Source organism: Cupriavidus sp. L7L (genome assembly GCF_004353535.1).
Classification (GTDB): Bacteria; Pseudomonadota; Gammaproteobacteria; order Burkholderiales; family Burkholderiaceae; genus Cupriavidus; species Cupriavidus oxalaticus_A.
The window spans coordinates 1-20,423 of sequence record NZ_SMNY01000003.1 but is presented as its reverse complement, the minus strand read 5'-3'; the positions used below and the strand labels follow the sequence as shown (position 1 = coordinate 20,423).

Genomic DNA, 20,423 nt, shown 5'->3' with positions numbered 1-20,423 from the left:
CCAAGGCAAGGAGTGGAGCAACCTATGAGCCCGCTGCACGAAGACAGCATCATCATCGACGGCCTGAACATCTCGAAGTTCGAGCGGTCCGTGTTCGAAGACATGCGCAAGGGCGGCGTCACCGCCGCGAACTGCACCGTCTCGGTCTGGGACAATTTCGCCAAGACCGTCGACAACATCGCGCTGATGAAACAGCAGATCCGCGACCACGGCGAACTGCTGACGCTGGTTCGCACCACCGACGACATCCTGCGCGCCAAGCGCGAAGGCAAGACCGGCGTGATTCTTGGCTTCCAGAACGCGCATGCGTTCGAGGACAACCTGGGCTACATCGAAGCATTCGCCGACATGGGTGTGCGTGTGGTGCAGCTCTGCTACAACACCCAAAACCTGGTCGGTACCGGCTGCTACGAGCGTGACGGCGGACTGTCCGACTTCGGCCGCGAGGTGATCACGGAGATGAATCGCGTCGGGATCATGGTCGACCTGTCGCACGTCGGCGGCAACACCTCGTCCGAAGCTATCGCCTTCTCTAAGAAGCCGGTCTGCTACTCGCACTGCCTGCCGTCGGGCCTGAAAGAGCATCCGCGCAACAAGAGCGACGAGCAGCTCAAAGAGATCTCCGATGCCGGCGGCTTCGTCGGCGTGACCATGTTTGCGCCGTTCCTGAAGCGCGGGATCGAGGCGACGGTCGACGACTACATCGAAGCGATCGACTACGTCGTGAACCTGGTCGGCGAGGATGCGGTCGGCATCGGCACGGACTTTACGCAGGGCTACAGCACGGAATTCTTTGACATGCTGACGCACGACAAGGGCCGCTATCGCCGTCTGACCAACTTCGGCAAGGTGATCAATCCCGACGGTATCCGCACCATCGGCGAGTTCCCGAACCTGACCGCAGCGATGGAACGCGCGGGCTGGAAGACCTCGCGCATCCGCAAGATCATGGGCGAGAACTGGGTACGAGTCTTCAAGGAAGTCTGGGGCGCCTGAGCCGGCACCACCGCCAGTCGCAGGACCCTTCAAGCGATTTAGTACAAAACGGGACGTGCCCGCGCGCCGCGCGGGCACGCGGGCAATGCCGCGCCTGCGCAACGACGCAAGCGGCGAATTTATCCTCACGGAGCCACCACCATGCAACCGCAACTGCCGATCGACGTCAATCCCGACACCGGCGTCTGGACCACCGACGCGCTGCCGATGCTGTATGTCCCGCGCCATTTCTTCACGAACAATCACGTTGCCGTCGAAGAGACGCTCGGCGTCGATGCATACGCTGAGATCCTCTACAAGGCGGGGTACAAGTCCGCATACCACTGGTGCGACAAGGAGGCGCAACTGCATGGCCTGAGCGGCATGGCCGTGTACGAGCACTACCTGAAGCGGCTGTCGCAGCGCGGATGGGGCCTCTTCTCCCTCCTCGAAGCCGATCCGGCGACGGCGCATGCCCGCATCGCGCTGCACCACTCCTCGTTCGTGCTCGCGCAGCCGGGCAAGGAAGGCAAGCTCTGCTACATGTTTGCCGGCTGGTTCGCCGGTGCGATGGACTGGGTCAACGACACGGCGCCCACCGGCACGGCTGGGCCGCGCGCACAGTCCAAGGAAGCGCAGTGCGCGGCCGAAGGCCACGAGCATTGCGTGTTCGAGGTGTCGGCAATCGCCCACTGAGCGTCCGCCGAGCCAGATTCCCTCCGCAACACGACAGACATACGAACGCCAGAGGTCGCCTGCGATGCGCTATCCCCACTTGTTTAAACCCTTGCAGCTCAACCAGCTGACGCTGCGCAACCGGATCGTCAGCACAGCGCATGCCGAGGTGTATGCCGAACCGGACGGCCTGCCGGGCGACCGCTACATCCGCTATTACGAAGAAAAGGCGAAGGGCGGTGTCGGCCTGGCGATCTGCGGCGGCTCCAGCCCGGTATCGATCGACAGCCCCCAGGGCTGGTGGAAGTCGGTGAACCTTGCCACGGACAGGATCGTCGAGCCACTCTCCCGGCTGGCGGAGACGATGCATCGCCACGGCGCGAAGATCATGATCCAGGCTACCCATATGGGCCGCCGCTCGGCGTTCCACGGCGAGCACTGGCCTCACCTGATGTCGCCCTCCGGCGTGCGCGAACCCGTGCATCGCGGCAACGCAAAGATCATTGAAGTGGAAGAGATTCGCCGGATCATCGCCGACTTCGCCGCGGCGGCGAAGCGCGTCAAGGATGCGGGGATGGACGGCATCGAGATTTCGGCCGCGCACCAGCACCTGATCGACCAGTTCTGGAGCCCGCGCACCAACTTCCGCACCGACGAGTGGGGCGGCAGCCTGCAGAACCGCCTGCGCTTCGGCGTGGAGGTGCTGCAGGCGGTGCGCGAGGCGGTCGGCAAGGACTTCTGCGTCGGCCTGCGCATGTGCGGCGACGAGTTCCACGAGGATGGGCTCGACCACCAGCAGCTCAAGGAGATCGCGCAGGCCATGTCCGAGTCGGGGCTGATCGACTACCTCGGCGTGATCGGATCTGGCGCGGACACGCACAACACGCTGGCCAACTGCATGCCGCCCATGGCGCTGCCGCCGGAGCCGTTCGTGCACCTGGCGGCGGGCATCAAGTCGGTGGTCAGAATCCCGGTGATGCACGCGCAGAGCATCCGCGACGCGGGCCAGGCGGAGCGGCTGCTGGCGAGCGGCATGGTCGACCTGGTCGGCATGACGCGCGCGCAGATGGCTGATCCACACATGGTGATCAAGATTCGCGATGGCCGCGAGGACGAAATCAAGCAGTGCGTCGGCGCGAACTACTGCATCGACCGCCAGTACAACGGCCTCGACGTGCTGTGCGTGCAGAACGCGGCCACCTCGCGTGAGGCGACGATGCCGCACGTGATCGAGAAATCGCGCGGTCCGAAGCGCAAGGTCGTCGTGGTCGGCGCGGGACCGGCCGGCCTGGAGGCGGCGCGCGTCGCGCGCTCACGCGGCCATGACGTGGTGCTGTTCGAGAAGAACACCGAAGTGGGCGGCCAGATCATGCTCGCATCGAAGGCACCGCAGCGCGAGCAGATGGCCGGCATCGTGCGCTGGTTCGACATGGAGACCAAGCGCCTTGGCGTTGACCGCCGGCTGGGCGTGGAGGCCGACGCGAAGATGATCATGGCCGAAAAGCCGGACATCATCGTGCTGGCCACGGGTGGCCGAGCCTTCTCCGACCAGGTCCCCGCCTGGGGCGTTGCCGAGGGACTGGCCGTCAGTTCGTGGGAGGTGCTATCCGGGCGTGTCGAAGCGAAGCAGAACGTGTTGGTCTACGACGGCGTCAGCACGCATGCGGGAGCGGGTGTCGCCGACTACCTGGCAAGCCGCGGCGCCAAGGTGGAGATCGTCACACCCGACGTGAAGGTCGCCGACGACTGCGGCGGCACGACTTTTCCGATCTTCTATCGCCGTCTGTATGCGCAGGGCGTGATCCATACGCCGAATTACTGGCTCGACCGTGTCTACGAGGAAGATGGCAAAAAGATCGCGGTGCTGCGCAACGAGTACACGGAGGAACTTGAGGAGCGCGCCGTCGACCAGGTTGTGATCGAGAACGGCTCGACGCCGAACGACGCGCTCTACTGGAAGCTCAAGCCGGAATCGGTCAACCGCGGCCAGGTCGATGTGCACAAGCTGTTCGCCGCCGAGCCGCAGCCGTGCCTGTCGGAGGCGCTGGGCAACGGCCGCTTCCTGCTGTTCCGTGTGGGCGACTGCATCTCGATGCATAACATCCACGGCGCGATCTATGACGCGCTGCGGCTCGTGAAGGATTTCTGACCATGAATCCGTCCTTGCTGATTACCGGCCTGCTGTGGCTCTCGGTGGCCGGCCTTGCCTTCGCGGTGCTGCGGCGCGCGTCGTACTGGCGGGTCGGACGGCCGGCCACGCCCGGCTCGTTCGGCATCGCCAACCTGTTCGCGATCCCCAAGCGCTACTTCGTCGACCTGCACCATGTGGTGGCGCGCGATCCGTACATCGCCAGGACGCACGTGGCCACCGCGGGCGGCGCGATCGCGGCGCTGGCACTCGTGTTCGTCAACTACGGCCTCGCGATCTACTCGCCGTGGCTCGACAAGCTCATCCTGGTCGCGGCGCTCGCGATGCTGGTCGGCGCGGTATTCGTGTGGCGCCGCCGCAAGGCGAAGGACGTGCCGGCGCGCCTGTCGAAGGGGCCGTGGAATACATTGCCCTGGCTGCTCGGCTCGTTCGCGCTGGGCCTGGCGCTGTACACGATGGTGCCGGCCGGGGTGATGTCGGGCGCGTTCGCGGTGTTGTGCGCGGTGCTGATCGGCGTCGGCGCGTTCGCGATGACGGTCGGCGCGGCCACGGGCGGGCCGATGAAGCATGCGATGGCGGGCCTGCTGCATCTCGCCTTCCACCCTCGCCAGGAGCGGTTCGCGGCTACGCCCGAATCGTACACCGGAAATGGCACGGCCACCCCGCCGACCGCGCTCAAGCTGCCCGACCTCGAGCACAAGGAATACGGTGTCGCCAAGCCGGTCGAGTTCCGCTGGAACCAGCTGCTGAGCTTCGACGCCTGCGTGCAGTGCGGCAAGTGCGAGGCCGCGTGTCCGGCGTTCGCCTCCGGCCAGCCGCTGAACCCGAAGAAGCTGATCCAGGACCTTGTCGTCGGCATGGCGGGGGGCACCGATGCCGCCTACGCGGGCAGCCCCTCGCCGGGAATTCCGGTCGGCCGGCATCGCGGCGAGCCCAACGGGCCGATCGTGTCCGGCCTGATCGAGGCGCAGACGCTGTGGTCGTGCACCACCTGCCGCGCCTGCGTGCAGGAATGCCCGATGCTGATCGAGCACGTCGACGCAATCGTCGACATGCGCCGCAACCAGACGCTGGTGCATGGCACCGTGCCGGGCAAGGGCGCCGAAGTGCTGGCGAACCTGCGCGAGACGGGCACCATGGGCGGCTACGACAAGGCGGCGCGCTACGACTGGTCGGTGGACCTGAACGCACCCGTTGCGCTGCCGGGCAAGGCAGTCGACGTGCTGGTCGTGGCCGGAGAAGGTGGCTTCGACATGCGCTACCAGCGCACGCTGCGCGCGCTGGCCAAGGTGCTGAACAAGGCCGGCGTGGACTATGCGGTGCTCGGCGAGGTCGAAACCGACACGGGCGATGTCGCGCGCCGCCTCGGCGACGAGGCTACCTTCCAGCAACTGGCCAAACACCTGATCGGCACGCTCGACGCGCTGTCGTTCAAGCAGATCGTGACGGCCGACCCACACGTGATGCACAGCTTGCGCAACGAGTATCGTGCGCTGGGCCTGCGCGTGACGGTGAAACATCACACCACGTATCTCGCCGAACTGGCGTCGAGCGGACTGATCGCCCCCAGGGCGGTGGAGGCGCTGCGCGAGAAGCGCACCACCTACCACGACCCGTGCTACCTCGGCCGCTACAACGGCGAAACCGAGGCGCCGCGCAAGCTGCTCAAGAGCATCGGCATCCAGGTGGTTGAGATGGAGCGCCACGGCATGCGCGGCCGCTGCTGCGGCGGCGGCGGTGGCGCACCGCTGACCGACATCCCGGGCAAGCAGCGCATCCCCGATATCCGTATCGCCGATGCACGTGCGGTTGGCGCCGAAGTGGTCGCGGTCGGATGTCCCAACTGCACCGCGATGCTCGAGGGCGTAGTTGGCCCGCGCCCCGACGTGCTCGACGTGGCTGAACTGGTTGCCGCTTCGCTGGAGTGAATGGATGGACACAATCAAACGAATCGATCCGCGCCGGCCATTCATCATCACGGCGGCTGGCCTCAGGCGCATCACGCTCGGCGAGGCCGGCAGCGCTGATGCTGGCGCGGCGCACTGGCCCGCGCACGGTCATGGCGCGGCGGCAAAGCCGCGGCGGCTGGTGAGCGACCCGCGCTACGTGATGCTGGTTGCCGCGCACAGCGAGCGCGGCGCGCTTGACGACCATGCACGCCAGGCGGTTGCCGCCGCGGCGCTGCTGGCGGACGCGCAAACCGAAGTCGCGCTGCTGGTGTTCGGCGAGCTGAAGGACGATGCGGCGGAACTCGGCGCCGACAAGCTGATCGCGCTTCCGGAATTCGACCGCCGCACGTTCGCCCCCGAGGCGGAGCTGCGGGCGCTGCAGGCATGCGCCACGGCGCTGTCGGCCAGGCATGTCTTCATTCCGGACAATGCGGCGGGCGATGGCGATCTTGGCCGCCGGTACGCGGCAGCGGCGGCGGAAGCAGGGGCAAGCGTTGCAACGCATGTCGTGGAGATCGATGCGCATCACGTCGGCACGTATGCGCACGCGAAGCGTACGTTCGCGACCCGCGCGTTGACCGACGTAATCCTGCTGGCGCCGGGCGCGGTCGACGCGAAGCTGCCGTTCACCGGCGCGGGCGAGCGGCTTTCGCCCGACTTCCTGTGCGCCAAGGGGAGCAGCATGCATCCATACCGCGATCTCGGCATCGAGGAGATCGATGCCGCCCGGGTCGCGCTCGAGGAGGCCGACTTTATCGTGGCTGCCGGCAACGGCGTGACTGATATCGGCGCGTTCGAGCGCCTGGCCGGCACGTTCGGCGCCGCCATTGCCGCCAGCCGTGTCGCCGTGGACAACGGGCATTTCACCCGCGACAAGCAGGTGGGCGCAACCGGCAAGACGGTCGAGGCGAGTGTCTACATCGCATTCGGGATCTCTGGCGCAGTACAGCACTTGCAAGGCATCAAGGACTGCCGCCACGTAATCGCCGTCAACGTGGACGGCAGCGCCCCGATCGCCAAGCGCGCGAACCTGACCATTGTCGGCGACGCGCACGAGACCATTGCCGCGCTGATGGAGCTGGTGCAGGCGGCACGCCCGGGGAGCGGCCAACCGGCCACGGCCCGTCCCCGGGAACTCGCAGGAGTCGCAGCATGAACGCCCCCCGACAAGTGAAGCGCATCGCAGTGCTGGTATCCGTTGGCCGCCATCCCGTCAGCGGCGCGCCGCGCTACAGCCGCAACGACGCCGCCGCGCTGGAGCTCGGGCGCTGCCTGGCCCAAAAACACGGTGCCCAGCTTGCCGTGGTGCATGCGGGCGATGCGGCCGAGCCCGCACTCGCCGACTACCTGGCGCTCGGCGCCGGCGAAGTCGAGGTGCTGGCGTGCGATCCCAGCGAAGACTCGGCACGCGTGCTCGCCGCGCATGTGAAGACCTGCGACCTCGTGCTGACCGGCACGCGCGCGGAGGGCGCTTACGACACCGGCATGCTGCCATATCGGCTCGCCGCGGCAATGGGCCGCCCACTGGTCGGCGCTGCTGTCGACGTCGACATCGACGGCGGACGCGTCGCCGTGCGGCAGTTCCTGCCCAAGGGGCTGCGCCGGCGCGTCGATGCGGCGCTGCCCGCGGTGGTTGCGGTGCACCCCCTTGCCAACGCGAATCCGCGCTATGCCTACGCGCGCTTGCGCGGGGGAGCGATCCGGACTGCACCGGCCGTGCGCAGCACGTACCACGACGCCGCGGCTTGGGTGCTCGGCGCCGTCGAGCGCAAGCCGGTCAGGCTGGCGGCCGCCGAAAAGCGCTCGGGCCACGCCCGGATGCTGTCGGCGACGACCACCGAGAGCCGCGGCGGCAGCGTCGTAAACGGTGGGACTTCGGTCGAAAAAGCACAAGTCATCCTTGCGTATTTACGCGAGCATCAACTCATCGACTACTGACATTGGCGGGTCGGCAAACAACCAGGGACGCAGGGAATCCGGAGCAAAACGATGAAAGAATCGGCAGACATTCGCGCGCTGGTGGAACGGCGCAAGGCGGGCCACAGCCTCGAGGCGCCTTTTTACCTGAGCGACGATATCTTCGCGCTCGACATGGAGGCAATCTTCCGCCAGCACTGGATCCAGGTGGCGGTCGAGCCCGACGTGCCGGAGTCGGGAGACTACGTGACGGTCGAGCTTGGCCAGGACTCGATCCTGATCGTGCGCGACGACGACATGCAGGTCCGCGCGTACCACAACGTATGCCGCCATCGCGGCGCACGGCTCTGCAACGAGGACAAGGGCACGGTGGGCAACATCGTGTGTCCGTATCACAGCTGGACCTATAACCTCAGCGGCGAACTGATGTTTGCCGAGCACATGGGCGAGAAGTTCGACCGCTGCAAGCACAGCCTGAAGTCGGTCCACGTGGAGAACCTTGCCGGGCTGATCTTCGTCTGCCTGGCCAGGGAGGCGCCGGATTTCGCGCCGATGCGCACCGCGATGGAGCCGTACCTGTTGCCGCACGACCTGCCGAACACCAAGGTCGCAGCGCAGGTCGACATCATCGAACAGGGCAACTGGAAGCTCACGATGGAAAACAACCGCGAGTGCTACCACTGCGTGGCGAACCATCCGGAGCTGACGATCTCTCTGTACGAGTACGGCTTTGGCTACCAGCGCTCCCCCGCCAACGCCGAGGGCATGGAGTCGTTCGAGCGCACCTGCGAGGAGCGCGCTGCGCAATGGGAAGCAATGAAGCTGCCGTCGGCCGAGATCGAGCGGCTGCTGGAGACGACCGGCTTCCGCACCCAGCGCCTGCCGCTGGACCGCAGCGGCGAGTCGCAGACGCTCGATGCCAAGGTGGCCTCGAAGAAGCTGCTGGGCAACTTCGAGCAGGCCGACCTCGGCGGACTTTCCTTCTGGACGCAGCCGAATTCGTGGCATCACTTCATGAGCGACCACATTGTCACGTTCTCGGTGATCCCGTTGTCGGCTGGCGAGACCCTGGTGCGCACGAAATGGCTGGTGCACAAGGATGCTCGCGAGGGCGTGGACTACGACGTGAAGAACCTGACGGCGGTGTGGAACGCGACCAATGACCAAGACCGCGCGCTGGTCGAGTACTCGCAGCGTGGTGCGGCGAGCAGCGCGTACGAGCCCGGTCCGTATTCGCCATTCACGGAAGGCCTGGTCGAGAAGTTCTCGGCCTGGTATATCCGCCGGCTCGCCGAGCAGATCGGCGCCTGAGCGCAAGGAGCGGAGGCTGACATGATGCGCGATGCGGTGCATTTCGAATCGGCGGATAGCCGGGTGACGCGCCCGGCGTTCTGGAACGCGCTTCCGGAGCGCTGGACGAGCGACGTGGAGGAAACGCTCATATGCTGCCACGTGCGGCAGGAAACGCACGACGTGAAGAGCTTCTTTTTCCGTTCACCCCAGGGGCGCGCCTTTGTGTTCGAACCGGGGCAGTTCATCACGCTGGAACTCGACATCGACGGCGAGACGATCAATCGCTGCTATACGATCTCTTCTTCGCCAGCGCAGCCGCACACAGTCTCGATCACGGTCAAGCGCGTGCCCGATGGCAAGGTGTCGAACTGGCTGCACGACACCGTAAAGCCGGGAACGCCGGTCCGCATGCTGGGGCCGGGCGGCGAGTTTACCTGTGCGCGGCATCCGGCGCACAAGTACCTGTTCCTGTCCGCCGGCTCGGGCATCACGCCGCTGATGTCGATGAGCCGCGCGCACCATGATCTCGCCGAGGATCGCGACATCGTGTTCGTGCACAGCGCGCGCACGCCTGACGACATCATCTTTGCACGCGAGCTGGATCTGATCGCCTCTGACCAGGGCAACTTCCGCACGGCGTTCGTCTGCGAACGGGTCGGCGCGCGCACCAACTGGTCGGGCGTCACGGGGTTCCTGTCGCTGCCGCTGCTGAAACTGGTCGCGCCGGACTTCATGGAGCGCGAGATCTTCACGTGTGGGCCGGCGCCGTACATGAAGGCGGTGCGCGAACTGCTCGACGAGGCCGGCTTCGATCGCACGCGCTACCACGAGGAGAGCTTTTCCTTCGAGACACTGAACGCGGAGCCTGCCCCTGGCGAAGCGATCGAGGCGGTCGAGGGTGGCGCGCCGGCGGCCAACGGCCATGCGGAAACGGCGCAGTTCAACATCAGTTTCGCCAAAAGCGGCCGGGAGATTGCCTGCCACGCGGGGCAGCACGTGCTCGACGCGGCGCGCCAGTCCGGCGTGCGGCTGCCTGCGTCGTGCACGCAGGGCATGTGCGGTACCTGCAAGGTCAGGCTTGTCAGCGGCCAGGTCGACATGAAGCACAACGGTGGCATCCGCCAGCGCGAGATCGACCAGGGCATGGTGTTGCTGTGCTGCAGCAAGCCGCTGTCGGATCTCGTGATCGACAAGTGAGGGTCCGGCGGGTACGACGGGCGACGTTTGCTTTGAAAAGGGAGCGCCTCGGCGCCGATTAAGGAGGGTAGACATGAAGCTTCTCGGAAAATTATTCTGCACCGGCGCCGCGTCGGTCATGCTGACATGGAGCGCGCTGGCGCTGGGGGACACCAAGCCAACCTTGAAGATCGGCTACGTCGAAGGCTGGGACGACAGTGTCGCCACCACCAACGTCGCCGCGCGCATCATCGAGAAGAAGCTCGGGTATCCGGTGCAACTCGTGCCGGTGGCGGCAGGCGTCATGTGGCAGGGCGTCGCCCGCGGCGACCTCGACGCGACGCTGTCCGCCTGGCTGCCGGTCACGCAGGGCGCCTATTGGGAACAGTTCAAGACCAAGGTCGTCAATCTGGGGCCCAACTTCACCGAGGCCAGGATCGGCCTGATCGTGCCGGCATCGGTCAGTGCGAAGAGCATCGACGAACTGAACGCGCAGAAGGCATCGTTCGAAGGCCGCATCGTCGGCATCGATGCCGGCGCCGGCGTGATGCGCAAGGCGTCCGAGGCGATCAAGAGCTATGGGCTCAGCTATTCGCTGATGCCCAGTTCCGGCAGCGCGATGACGGTCGAACTGGCGCGCTCGATGAACGCGAGCAAGCCGGTGGTCGTGACCGGATGGGCGCCCCACTGGATGTTCGCCAAGTGGAAACTGCGCTTCCTTGATGACCCGAAGAAGGTCTTCGGGGACGCCGAGCATGTCGACAACATCGTGAATCCGGGCCTGGAGAACAAGGCAAAGCCGGTAGTGGCCTTCCTGAAGAAGTTCCAGTGGAAGGCGGGCGAGATCGATAGCGTGATGCTGGCAATCCAGAATGGCACCAAGCCGGATGCGGCCGCCGACGCGTGGATCGCCGCGCACGGGGACCGGGTCAGCGGGTGGCTCGAGAATACGCAGTAATCCGGTCGCGCCACTTCGCTAAACTATCAACCACCGCAAAAAAACGCCGGCCACGATCGCACAGCGATCGTGGCCGGCGTTGCTTCGCTTAGTGGAGTACGACCGTCCGGTCTCCGTTCAGGAACACGCGGCGCTCGATGAACGCCTTCACCGCGCGCGCCAGCGTGATGCATTCCACGTCGCGCCCGACCGCAAGCAACTGGTCCGGCCGGTACGAATGATCGACGCGCTCGACGGCCTGCTCGATGATCGGCCCTTCGTCGAGGTCATCGGTGACGAAATGCGCGGTCGCGCCGATCAGCTTGACGCCCCGTGCATGCGCCTGGTGATAGGGCTTGGCGCCCTTGAAGCCGGGCAGGAATGAATGGTGGATATTGATCGCGCGGTTGGCGAGCTTCGCGCTGGTCTCCGCGGAGAGCACCTGCATGTACCGGGCGAGGATCACCAGCTCGGCGCTGCTCGACTCGAACAGGTCCAGCCAGCGCGCTTCCTGCTCGGCCTTGGTCTGCGGCGTGATCGGGAAGTGCCGGAACGGCAGGTCGTGCTGGCGCGCCAGCGGCTCCAGGTCGGCATGGTTCGAGGCGATGCCAACGATGTCCATCTTCAGCTCGCCCATGCGCCAGCGGAACAGCAGGTCCGCCAGGCAGTGTTCGAGCCTGGACACCATGATCAGCACTTTCGGGCGTGCCTGCGCATCGTGGACGGCCCAATGCATGCCGTAGCTCTGCGCGATCGGCGCGAATTCCTGCCGCAGCCTGCCGACATCCAGCGCGTGCGCGTCCGTTGAATGGAACACGCAGCGCAGGAAGAAGCGGTTGCTCAGGTCGTCGTCGAAGACGGTCAGTTCATCGATGTAGCAGCGATGGCGCTCGAGCAGGCCGACCGTGGCGGCCACCTGCCCGGGGGCACTCGGGCACGACAGCGTCAGGATGTGCTGCTGTGAAGGAGACAGCGCGTTCATGCGAATCCTCTCTGGTTTGCTGGCCGCGGACGCATCGTGCGCGCACATGCCATGCGCCAAGTAGATCAGGCCGCGCGGACACCGGATAGAACCGAAACGCCGCGATGCTGGTACCGGCCCGCCGCGCCGAACGGTGCGCTTAACCCGCCCATGAGGCGCCCATGAGGCGCCCATGCCGGATCGTCGGGGGCGTTTGTGAACAGTCGGCGTCAAAATCGCCTTGCCTGGTTGTCTTTGTCGTATTTCCGCAAGCGCTTGTCGGAATTCGTCGGCAGGGGAGGACGTTTCTTGGCAACCATGTAGGGAATCGCGCAATGCAGGTTGCGGTGCGACGACAAGGTTTGCTCAGGCATTCCAGGGAGGAAAGTAGCAACGTGCCGCCAGCGTTTCCCGGACCAGTGGAAAAAGCGTTGGCATGCCATATGACGAGTGAGTCCCCGCAGGACCAGGAGAAGTTTCAATGGATAGTCCCAAGGTCGTGGTCGAAGGTCTGTGCAAGGTCTTTGGCAGCAATCCCAGACAGGCGCTCGACATGCTCGCCGCCGGTTCGACGAAGGATGATGTGTTCCGGCGCACCGGCCAGGTGGTCGGTGTGCACAACGTGTCGTTCGAAGTGAAGGAAGGCGAAATATTTGTGCTGATGGGCCTGTCGGGCTCCGGGAAGTCTACGTTGATCCGCCTGGTGAATCGGCTGGTCGAGCCCACCGCCGGCAAGGTCTTGATCGGCGGCCGCGACGTTGCCGCAGTGAGCCGCGACGAGCTGATCGCGCTGCGCCGCAAGGACATGAGCATGGTGTTCCAGTCGTTTGCGTTGATGCCGCAACGCACCGTGCTGTCGAATGCCGCGTTCGGGCTGGAGGTGGCGGGAGTTGGCAGGAAGGAGCGCGAGCGCCGTGCCATGGACGTGCTGGAGCAGGTCGGCCTGGCGACGTTCGCGCAGAAGCTGCCGCGTGAGCTGTCTGGCGGCATGCAGCAGCGCGTGGGCCTGGCGCGCGCGCTGGCGGTCAATCCGTCGCTGATGATCATGGACGAGGCCTTCTCCGCGCTGGACCCGCTCAAGCGCAAGGAAATGCAGAACGTGCTGCTTCAGTTGCAGAAGGAGCACCGGCGCACCATCATGTTCGTATCGCACGACCTGGAGGAGGCGCTGCGCATCGGCAGCCGGATTGCGATCATGGAGGGCGGACGGCTCGTTCAGGTTGGCACGCCGCAGGAGATCATTGCCAACCCGGCCGACAACTACGTCCGCACGTTCTTCGACGGCATCGACACAAGCCGCTACCTGACCGCCGGCGATCTGATGCAGACCAATGCGGTGCCGACCCTGTCACGGCTCGATGCGGCCAACATTGCGGCGACGCTGAACGGCAGCGAAGATTATGCCTTCGTGCTCGATGCGCAACGCAAGCTCCGCGGCTTTGTCACGCGCGACGCGACGCAAAGCGTGCGTCCCGTCGAGAGCATCCAGCGCAACGCCTCGCTCGACCACGTCGTCGAGCGCGTCGTCGCGACTCCCAATGCCCTGCCGGTCGTCGACGACGACGGCTGCTATTGCGGCTCGGTCAGCCGCGCCGTCATCCTGAAAGCAATCACGCGCTCGCGAGGCAACCATGTCTGAACTACTCCCGCTCGGCCGCTGGGTCGATCAGTCCGTCCACTACCTCCTCGATCACGACGCGGCAACGTTCGACGCTATCGGCCGCGCGATAGGGGGCCTCGCCGAATGGATCGAACGCGGCCTGCAGGCCGTGCCGATGTGGCTGATGATGGCCATCTTCATCGGCATCGGCCTCTGGCGCGTCGGCTGGCGCTTCGCTCTGTTCACGGCCGCGTCGCTGTTCGTGATTTTCGCGACCGGATTCTGGGACCAGACCATCATCACGCTGGGCCTCACGCTGTCGTCCACCATCATCAGCCTGCTGCTCGGCGTTCCGCTCGGAATCTGGGCGGCGAAAAGCAGGGTGGTCGCCGCCACCGTGCGCCCGGTCCTTGACCTGATGCAGACCATGCCCGCATTCGTCTACCTGATTCCCGCCGCGATGCTGTTCGGCCTCGGGCGCGTGCCGGGCATCCTGGCGACGGTGATCTTCGCGATGCCGCCCGCGGTACGGCTGACCAGCCTTGGCATCCGCCAGGTGAACATGGAGATCGTCGAAGCCGGCCATGCCTTCGGCTGCACGCCGTGGCAACTGCTATACAAGGTGCAGTTCCCGAACGCGCTGCCGTCGATCATGCAGGGCGTGAACCAGACGATCATGATGGCGCTGTCGATGGTCATCATCGCATCGATGGTCGGGGCCGGCGGCCTGGGCAACGAGGTGCTCGCGAGCATCCAGCGGCTGGATATCGGCCTGGGCTTCGAAAGCGGGCTCTCGGTCGTGCTGCTGGCGATCGTACTGGACCGCATCACCGAGAGCTTTGGCCGCGCGCCTGGTGACGCGAAGGCGCCGCTGTTCTCCGGGCTCAGGCAGCTGTTCGGCGCCAAGGCCAGCACGGCGCAAGCCTGATCCAGCCAGCCGCCGCCAGGAAATTGATCTGAGGGCCGTTGCAGCCGTGCCAACCGACAGCGCTTTCCCATCGACGGCCCTCGCGCCCCTCGGGCCACCAGGCCCATCAGGGCCACTCTCGCATTTCGGCTTCCTGACATTGCCTGACTTCTCGATGATTGCGTTCTCGAGCGCGGTCGAAGTGCTACGCATGGCCAACTACCTCGGGCGTGCCAACCATTACACGTGGTCGATCTATTCGACCGACGGCGAGCCGGTGCACGCGAGCAACGGCATCGTGGTACGGCCGACGCGCGCGCTCGAGGACTCGGCACTGCCGGACGTCATGATCGTTTGCGGAGGCATTCGTGTCCGCGATACCGTCGACGAAGGCACGCGCGCCATGCTGGCGAAGCTGGCCGCGCAGGCCATACCGCTCGGCAGCATCTGCACAGGCGCCTACGCGCTGATGTCGAGCAAGCTGCTTGACGGATACCGCTGCGCGGTGCATTGGGAGAGCCGATCGTCGCTGCACGAGGAGTTTCCGCTGGTGCATTTCGCCGACGAGCTGTTCGTCATCGACCGCGACCGGCTCACATGCACGGGTGGCACGGCGCCCATCGACATGATGCTGCATCTCGTTGGCTTGCGCTTCGGCCGGCAACTTGCGGCGCAGGTCTCTGAACAGTTCATACTGGAGCGCATTCGCAGCGCGACCGATGCGCAGCCGATCCCGGTCAATGCGCGGGTCGGGCTATCGCGAGCGGAGCTGGTCGAGGTGGTGCGGCTGATGGAGGCGAACATCGAGGAACCCCTCTCGCTCGATGAACTGGCGCGGCTGGTGCGGCTGTCCCAGCGCCATTTGCAGCGCATGTTCAAGTTTTATCTGAACGTTTCGCCGACCCACTACTATCTGACCCTGCGCCTGAAGCGGGCGCGCGATATGCTGCGCACGACCAGCGCGTCGATCGCACAGGTGACGGCGGTTTGCGGATTCCAGTCGCCGTGCCATTTCAGCAAGGCATACCGTGCGCAGTTCGGCCATGCGCCCAGCCACGAACGCCGGCAGCCAGGGTGATTGGTTAGCACCGCGCTGGCGTTTGGAAATGCGTGCATCGTGTATGAATGTGTCTTTTGCGGCATGCGACGCCGCGATCGCTCGCATGGCTGTGCCATAGAATCAATGGCAGGGTATTAGGCCGGCCGTAAATGGCCATCCCGTCGACTCATTTTGGTCGCGGAGAGAATTCAATGACCAATCTTGCCGGAAAGCTGCTCGTTGCGAGCTTGAACGTCATATTGCTGTCCTTCGCTTGCACCCAGTCCTATGGGGCTGATCGGCAACAGGTCGTCAGGATCGGCGTGTCCACGCCACTTACCGGGCTCAATGCCGCCAATGGCAAGGACATGGAGAACGGTGTTCGCCTCGCCGTAGAGGAAGCCAATGCGCAGCGTATCCGGCTGGATGGTCAGGATGCCCGTTTCGAACTCGCTCCGGCGGACGACCAGAGCGATCCGCGCATCGGCGTTCAGGTGGCCCAGAAGCTGGTCGATGACAGGGTGGCCGTGGTTGTCGGCTACTACAACTCAGGCGTCGCGCTTCCGGCCGCGCCGATTTTCGCCAGGGCAGGTATCCCGGTAATCCATCCGGCGGCTACCAACCCGTCCATTACGCAGCAAGGTCTGAAGACCGTTTTCCGCATCATTCCGACCGATGCGCAAAACTCCGGCAACGCGGGCAAGTACGCGGTCACGGTAATGAAGGCGCAGCGCATTGCCGTGATGGATGACCGGACCGCGTTCGGCCAGGGGGCGGTGGACGAGTTCAGGAAGGCCGTCGCCGCGGCGGGCGGCGAGATCGCGATAGCGGAATATACCAACGACAAGTCGGTCGAGTTCAGCGCGCAGCTCACGAACATCCGGGCCTCCAACGCCGGCCTGCTGTTCTTCGCCGGACTGGACAACCAGGCGGCGCTCATCACGAAACGCATGCGCGAGCTCGGCATGCGCACCCAGTTCGTCGGCAGCGGCGGCATCGCCGACAGCATCTTCCTGAACATTGCCGGTCCCGCTGCGGAAGGCGCGATGGCATGGGAATATGGGCGCCCGATCGACAGCCTACCGCAAGGCAAGGCTTTCATGCAGAAGTTCCGGAAGCGCTTCGGCAGCGACAGCCTCAGCTATGCGCCGTTCGCCTACGATGCCGCGTGGGTGGCCATCAACGCGATGAGACAGGCCGGCTCCGCGAAGCCTGCCGAATTCACGCCGGCGCTGCGCGCAACGCAATACGAGGGGGTCACAGGGAAGATCGCCTTCGATGCCAATGGCGACCTGAAGAATCCGACATCCACCCTCTACCAGGTCAAGGGAGGCCATTGGACGCCGGTCACGACGATTGCTGTTGAGTGACTGGGGGCTGGTCCATTGACGTAGCCCGCCCTGACCAGAGAGGTGGCGGCGGAAATCCGGACAGTCTCGTGGCGTGACCCGGCTATAGTGCGGCGAGGACGCCGGCTGGCGTGGTTCTATGCGCCCAAGCGCAACGCGACTCCGGTAGTGTATGGCCTGACGTGGCGGTACTTCGACGCAGAACGCGAATAGGATCTCCGGCGCCTGCACACGCATGTGCTTAACACTCCCGAGTGAGCCGAGTTGCCAGAATCCAGGCTTGGCGCGAACGTCCTAATGTGTCGACGCACCGGTTCTATCTCCCAAGCTGAAAGATTTGATGTACTAGTGACACGCCCTGCGGTGGACGCTCGGTTCGGAGCGCCCGGAACTGGTACGGCAGGGATGGTCGAGGGCAGTACGTCCGTCAGGACATTTGACATCTTCAAAGTTGGAATAGGGTCGTCCGCTTAGCACACCGGTGGGGGAAAGGAAACATCATGATACAGATCGATGGCCTGGCTTTCCGCAAGGCGTTGGGTGCTTTTCCCACCGGGGTTACCGTGATGACCACGTTGGACGCCACCGGAAGGAGGTGTGGAATGACAGTCAATTCGTTCAGTTCTGTCTCGCTAAATCCACCTTTAATTCTGTGGAGTCAATCTCTTTCATCAAAAAGCTACACCGCGTTTCGGGATTCCGATCGGTTCGCAGTAAATATTCTATCAGAAAATCAAATTCAGATATCCAAACAGTTCTCGACCGCTAGCGACGAAAAATTTCGAAATATCACCTTTCGATCCGGTTTGGGAGGTATTCCCATCATTGGCTCATGCGCTGCAAACTTGGAATGCGTGAAGGTTTCCGCCCATCGTGAAGGCGATCATGTCATTTATATCGGTCGAGTTATCCGCCTGGAACGGTCCGAGCACAGGCCGCTCGTCTTTGGTGATGGGCGCTACCTTGTAGCACGAGCGCATGAGCAAGATCGTTAGTGGTTTTTCCCACACCCCCGGGCAACTGCTGCGCGTGTTTTCGATATAAGCTCTTGGCGCCAAAACTTATAGGTGGGGGTGAGGGAATTCCTTTGGCAGAAATAGACGCGCTTCGAAGTATGAACATCCGCCCCCCTGACATGGCGTATCGAATTTTGCTGTAGAGAGGGATGCGAGTCAATGAATACGAGGAGCATGGTGGTCCCCATTATTTTCACGGCAAGCCTTGTCGTTGCGTATTTTTTACCAGATCGGATATCGGTTCCGATGATTCTATTGGCGTCAGTAGTGACTGTCAGCCATGCGTGCCTAAGTAAATAGCATGGGTATAACGTGATGTCGCGTTGGTTGATTGTTTCATGGGATCTCGAACTCGGAAATCAAACGGGTGCTCTTCCCCGGCGGCAGTCGCGGCAGCCCCTCGGGGGCGGCTGACGGAACAGCCATATTCCTTTTAGAACGATGATGAAATAATTCCCACGGGCTGCTACCTCTTGCTGCCCCAGCCGATCCGGTGCCGCTCCTGCGTGGCCTTGTGCCGCGCATCTTCCTCGCTGTGCAGGTAGCCGCTCGTCGTCGAGATCGATGCATGCCCGAAATTGTCGCGCACAAAGCGCAGGTCGACCTGCTGGTCGGTCATGTGCGAACCAGCGGTGTGGCGCAGCCAGTGCGCCGAGGCGCTGGCCAGCACGGCGGCTTGCGCTTCCCATTCCGGCCCGCGCGCCCGCAGGCGCGCCGCGGCCATGCCAAACACCTCTTTCAGGATCAGGTGCAGCGCGCCGCGTGACAGCGGTTTCTCGCTGTCCGCTTTTCCGATCACCGGCAGCACCAGGGGACGTGCCTCACCGAACTGCGGAGTCGGCGGCAGTGCGTGGGCGCGACGGTAGCGCGCCAGTTCTGCAATCAGCTCGTCGGTCGCCGGCACCAGCCGGGTCTTGCTGCCTTTGCCGGTGACCTCCAGCCACCAGCGCTCAGTGCCCTGGGCATCGCGCCGGCAGAAGAACGCGCCCATCGTGGTCGCTGTCAGCTCCGACGCCCGCAAGCCGCCCAGATAGAGCACGCTCAGCACCCAGCGGCAGCGTGCCGCATGCAGCCGTTCCCGCGCGGTCTCGGTCGGCATCGCTTCGACCGTCTCCTTGACGATCGCCCACAGGTCGTGGCTCAGATAACGGGTGATGCGCGCCATGCTGGGAGCGCGCCGACGGCGGGCGAGGGCGAGCGGATTGCCGGCCAGGTAGCCGGCCTCGGTCAGCCAGGCGAACAGCGCGTTCAGGATCACCATGGCCTGGCGCACGCTGCCGGGCGACAGCGGCCCGGCAAACGGGCGCCAGTCCGGATGGCTGCGCGCGAGCTTCTTGTTGCCGGCCAGCACCCAGCGCGCGGCCGGTTGCGGATCGGCGAGGAAGCGCTCGTAGGCGAGCAGGTCTTCGTGCGTCAGCGATGACAAGGGTTTGCCCAACTGGAGCACGGCCCACAGGATCAGCCTCTCCACCTCGCGGCGGTAGGTGGCGATGGTCGCCGCACTGTCGGCATAGCGGGCCAGCCAGGCGGTCACGGCGGCCAGGTCATCGGCCGCGGCAATACGAGCGCCGGTGGCGGGCGCGCGATTAGTACCGGCGGCGCCGGACAGCGGCGATGACAGTTTCAACCGCTCCAGCGGTGTGGGAAGTGAGTCGGTAAGACTCCCAAGCGGTTTGAGGGGCAGCAGGTCCATGCGCGAGTCGAAAGAATCACACTTTACTTCGATATTATAAACATAAGCGCAGTTATGTCTAAAGTATGTAGCCGAAAATTGGCTTTATTACGTATTATGGTGTAATATTTATCATCACTTTTTCGTTTTTCTCTCGATGGCCGCTGCCGACCTGGATCTGACCGACACTGCGCTACAGGCCGACCTGGCCGAGCTGCGCGGGCGCTTTCCCGAGACCCGCGCGCTCTACCGCGAGGTCTGCGGCCTGCTGTTCTTCCGCTACGGGGTCACGCCCACCGCCAACAAGCTCTACAGTCTGGTGCGCAAGGGCAGCATGGGCACGCCCGCCGAGGTGTTGCAGGCGTTCTGGCAGGAGCTGCGCGGGCGCACGCGCGTCACCATCGACCATCCCGACCTGCCGGAGGCGTTGAAGGACATCGCGGCCGGGGCGGTGCAGACCATCTGGCAGGCGGCCAACGAGGCCGCCACCGGCGAACTGGCCACGCTGCGCGCCGAGGCCCGCCATGCGGCCAGCGTCGCCGAGGCCGAGCGCGACGCCGCGCACGCCGAGACCGCGCTTGCGCGCGAGGAAGCCGCGGCGCTCGTCGCGCAACTGGACACCGCGCGCCAAACCATCGAGGAGGGTCAGGCGACGCTGGCCGCGGAGCGGCAGGGGCACGCGGCGACCCAGGCCCGGCTGGATGCGGGGCGGGCGGAACTGGAGGCCGCGGGCCGGCAACTGGCGGAACTGCGTACCCAATTCTCGACGGAGCTGGAGCGGGCGCGCGAGGCCGTGACGCTCGCGCAG

Annotated in this window: 16 protein-coding genes and 1 pseudogene; 15 read left to right on the top strand and 2 right to left on the bottom strand. The window is 64.8% G+C overall.

Translation table 11 applies throughout. The annotated features are described in order from the left end of the window. Positions 1–24 precede the first annotated feature (24 nt). From E1J61_RS02095 to E1J61_RS02055, 9 genes are all read left to right on the top strand, one after another. Positions 25–996: a dipeptidase gene (locus E1J61_RS02095; protein WP_133092530.1), complete on the top strand. Its 972-nt coding sequence runs from the start codon at positions 25–27 to the stop codon at positions 994–996. 141 nt (positions 997–1,137) lie between these two features. Further along, on the top strand, positions 1,138–1,671 hold the full coding sequence (locus tag E1J61_RS02090) for a DUF5943 domain-containing protein (RefSeq protein ID WP_133092529.1): 534 nt from the start codon (positions 1,138–1,140) through the stop codon (positions 1,669–1,671). A 64-nt stretch (positions 1,672–1,735) separates the two neighbouring features. Then, entirely contained in the window at positions 1,736–3,799 is a 2,064-nt protein-coding gene (locus tag E1J61_RS02085; protein ID WP_133092528.1) for an NADH:flavin oxidoreductase, read from the top strand. Positions 3,800–3,801: 2 nt separating this feature from the next. After that, positions 3,802–5,727 carry a (Fe-S)-binding protein gene (locus E1J61_RS02080; protein WP_133092527.1) on the top strand — a complete coding sequence of 642 codons (1,926 nt, stop codon included), beginning with the start codon at positions 3,802–3,804 and terminating at the stop codon, positions 5,725–5,727. A 4-nt stretch (positions 5,728–5,731) separates the two neighbouring features. After that, entirely contained in the window at positions 5,732–6,904 is a 1,173-nt protein-coding gene (locus E1J61_RS02075) for an electron transfer flavoprotein subunit alpha/FixB family protein (protein WP_133092960.1), read from the top strand. Next, entirely contained in the window at positions 6,901–7,686 is a 786-nt protein-coding gene (locus tag E1J61_RS02070; RefSeq protein WP_133092526.1) for an electron transfer flavoprotein subunit beta/FixA family protein, read from the top strand. The genes E1J61_RS02075 and E1J61_RS02070 overlap by 4 nt, the downstream gene beginning before the upstream one ends. A gap of 51 nt (positions 7,687–7,737) precedes the next feature. Beyond that, positions 7,738–8,976: an SRPBCC family protein gene (locus E1J61_RS02065; protein ID WP_133092525.1), complete on the top strand. Its 1,239-nt coding sequence runs from the start codon at positions 7,738–7,740 to the stop codon at positions 8,974–8,976. A 21-nt stretch (positions 8,977–8,997) separates the two neighbouring features. Next, entirely contained in the window at positions 8,998–10,155 is a 1,158-nt protein-coding gene (locus tag E1J61_RS02060) for a hybrid-cluster NAD(P)-dependent oxidoreductase (protein ID WP_133092524.1), read from the top strand. A gap of 73 nt (positions 10,156–10,228) precedes the next feature. After that, entirely contained in the window at positions 10,229–11,092 is an 864-nt protein-coding gene (locus E1J61_RS02055) for a glycine betaine ABC transporter substrate-binding protein (protein WP_133092523.1), read from the top strand. A gap of 88 nt (positions 11,093–11,180) precedes the next feature. On the opposite strand, the gene purU is transcribed toward E1J61_RS02055, so the two are convergent. Beyond that, a complete protein-coding gene (gene purU, locus E1J61_RS02050) occupies positions 11,181–12,053 on the bottom strand; it encodes a formyltetrahydrofolate deformylase (RefSeq protein WP_133092522.1) in 873 nt (290 codons plus the stop codon). 422 nt (positions 12,054–12,475) lie between these two features. Between purU and E1J61_RS02045 the strand changes: the two are divergent. The 5 genes and pseudogenes from E1J61_RS02045 to E1J61_RS02025 form a co-directional block, all read left to right on the top strand. Then, positions 12,476–13,671 (top strand): annotated as a pseudogene (locus E1J61_RS02045) (glycine betaine/L-proline ABC transporter ATP-binding protein); the annotation flags it as partial. Then, positions 13,664–14,560, top strand: a complete 897-nt coding sequence (gene choW / locus E1J61_RS02040; RefSeq protein ID WP_133092520.1) for a choline ABC transporter permease subunit — start codon at positions 13,664–13,666, stop codon at positions 14,558–14,560. The pseudogene E1J61_RS02045 and the gene choW, both read left to right, overlap by 8 nt. A gap of 154 nt (positions 14,561–14,714) precedes the next feature. Further along, entirely contained in the window at positions 14,715–15,617 is a 903-nt protein-coding gene (locus tag E1J61_RS02035) for a GlxA family transcriptional regulator (protein ID WP_243736779.1), read from the top strand. Between the two features lie 173 nt (positions 15,618–15,790). Next, entirely contained in the window at positions 15,791–16,948 is a 1,158-nt protein-coding gene (locus E1J61_RS02030; protein WP_133092519.1) for a branched-chain amino acid ABC transporter substrate-binding protein, read from the top strand. Positions 16,949–17,427: 479 nt separating this feature from the next. Further along, positions 17,428–17,922 (top strand): flavin reductase family protein, encoded by a 495-nt coding sequence (locus E1J61_RS02025; protein ID WP_133092518.1) that lies wholly within the window; start codon positions 17,428–17,430, stop codon positions 17,920–17,922. Between the two features lie 487 nt (positions 17,923–18,409). On the opposite strand, the gene E1J61_RS02020 is transcribed toward E1J61_RS02025, so the two are convergent. Next, positions 18,410–19,636: a tyrosine-type recombinase/integrase gene (locus E1J61_RS02020; RefSeq protein WP_133092517.1), complete on the bottom strand. Its 1,227-nt coding sequence runs from the start codon at positions 19,634–19,636 to the stop codon at positions 18,410–18,412. 136 nt (positions 19,637–19,772) lie between these two features. Between E1J61_RS02020 and E1J61_RS02015 the strand changes: the two genes are divergently transcribed. Next, on the top strand, positions 19,773–20,423 hold a 651-nt coding region (locus E1J61_RS02015; RefSeq protein WP_207951167.1), incomplete at its 3' end, for a DNA-binding protein.

Coding starts and splice junctions, on each gene's coding strand:
- E1J61_RS02095 (WP_133092530.1), top strand. CDS start 25: ATGAGCCCGCTGCACGAAGACAGCATCATCATCGACGGCCTGAACATC.
- E1J61_RS02090 (WP_133092529.1), top strand. CDS start 1,138: ATGCAACCGCAACTGCCGATCGACGTCAATCCCGACACCGGCGTCTGG.
- E1J61_RS02085 (WP_133092528.1), top strand. CDS start 1,736: ATGCGCTATCCCCACTTGTTTAAACCCTTGCAGCTCAACCAGCTGACG.
- E1J61_RS02080 (WP_133092527.1), top strand. CDS start 3,802: ATGAATCCGTCCTTGCTGATTACCGGCCTGCTGTGGCTCTCGGTGGCC.
- E1J61_RS02075 (WP_133092960.1), top strand. CDS start 5,732: ATGGACACAATCAAACGAATCGATCCGCGCCGGCCATTCATCATCACG.
- E1J61_RS02070 (WP_133092526.1), top strand. CDS start 6,901: ATGAACGCCCCCCGACAAGTGAAGCGCATCGCAGTGCTGGTATCCGTT.
- E1J61_RS02065 (WP_133092525.1), top strand. CDS start 7,738: ATGAAAGAATCGGCAGACATTCGCGCGCTGGTGGAACGGCGCAAGGCG.
- E1J61_RS02060 (WP_133092524.1), top strand. CDS start 8,998: ATGATGCGCGATGCGGTGCATTTCGAATCGGCGGATAGCCGGGTGACG.
- E1J61_RS02055 (WP_133092523.1), top strand. CDS start 10,229: ATGAAGCTTCTCGGAAAATTATTCTGCACCGGCGCCGCGTCGGTCATG.
- purU (WP_133092522.1), bottom strand. CDS start 12,053: ATGAACGCGCTGTCTCCTTCACAGCAGCACATCCTGACGCTGTCGTGC.
- choW (WP_133092520.1), top strand. CDS start 13,664: ATGTCTGAACTACTCCCGCTCGGCCGCTGGGTCGATCAGTCCGTCCAC.
- E1J61_RS02035 (WP_243736779.1), top strand. CDS start 14,715: ATGATTGCGTTCTCGAGCGCGGTCGAAGTGCTACGCATGGCCAACTAC.
- E1J61_RS02030 (WP_133092519.1), top strand. CDS start 15,791: ATGACCAATCTTGCCGGAAAGCTGCTCGTTGCGAGCTTGAACGTCATA.
- E1J61_RS02025 (WP_133092518.1), top strand. CDS start 17,428: ATGATACAGATCGATGGCCTGGCTTTCCGCAAGGCGTTGGGTGCTTTT.
- E1J61_RS02020 (WP_133092517.1), bottom strand. CDS start 19,636: ATGGACCTGCTGCCCCTCAAACCGCTTGGGAGTCTTACCGACTCACTT.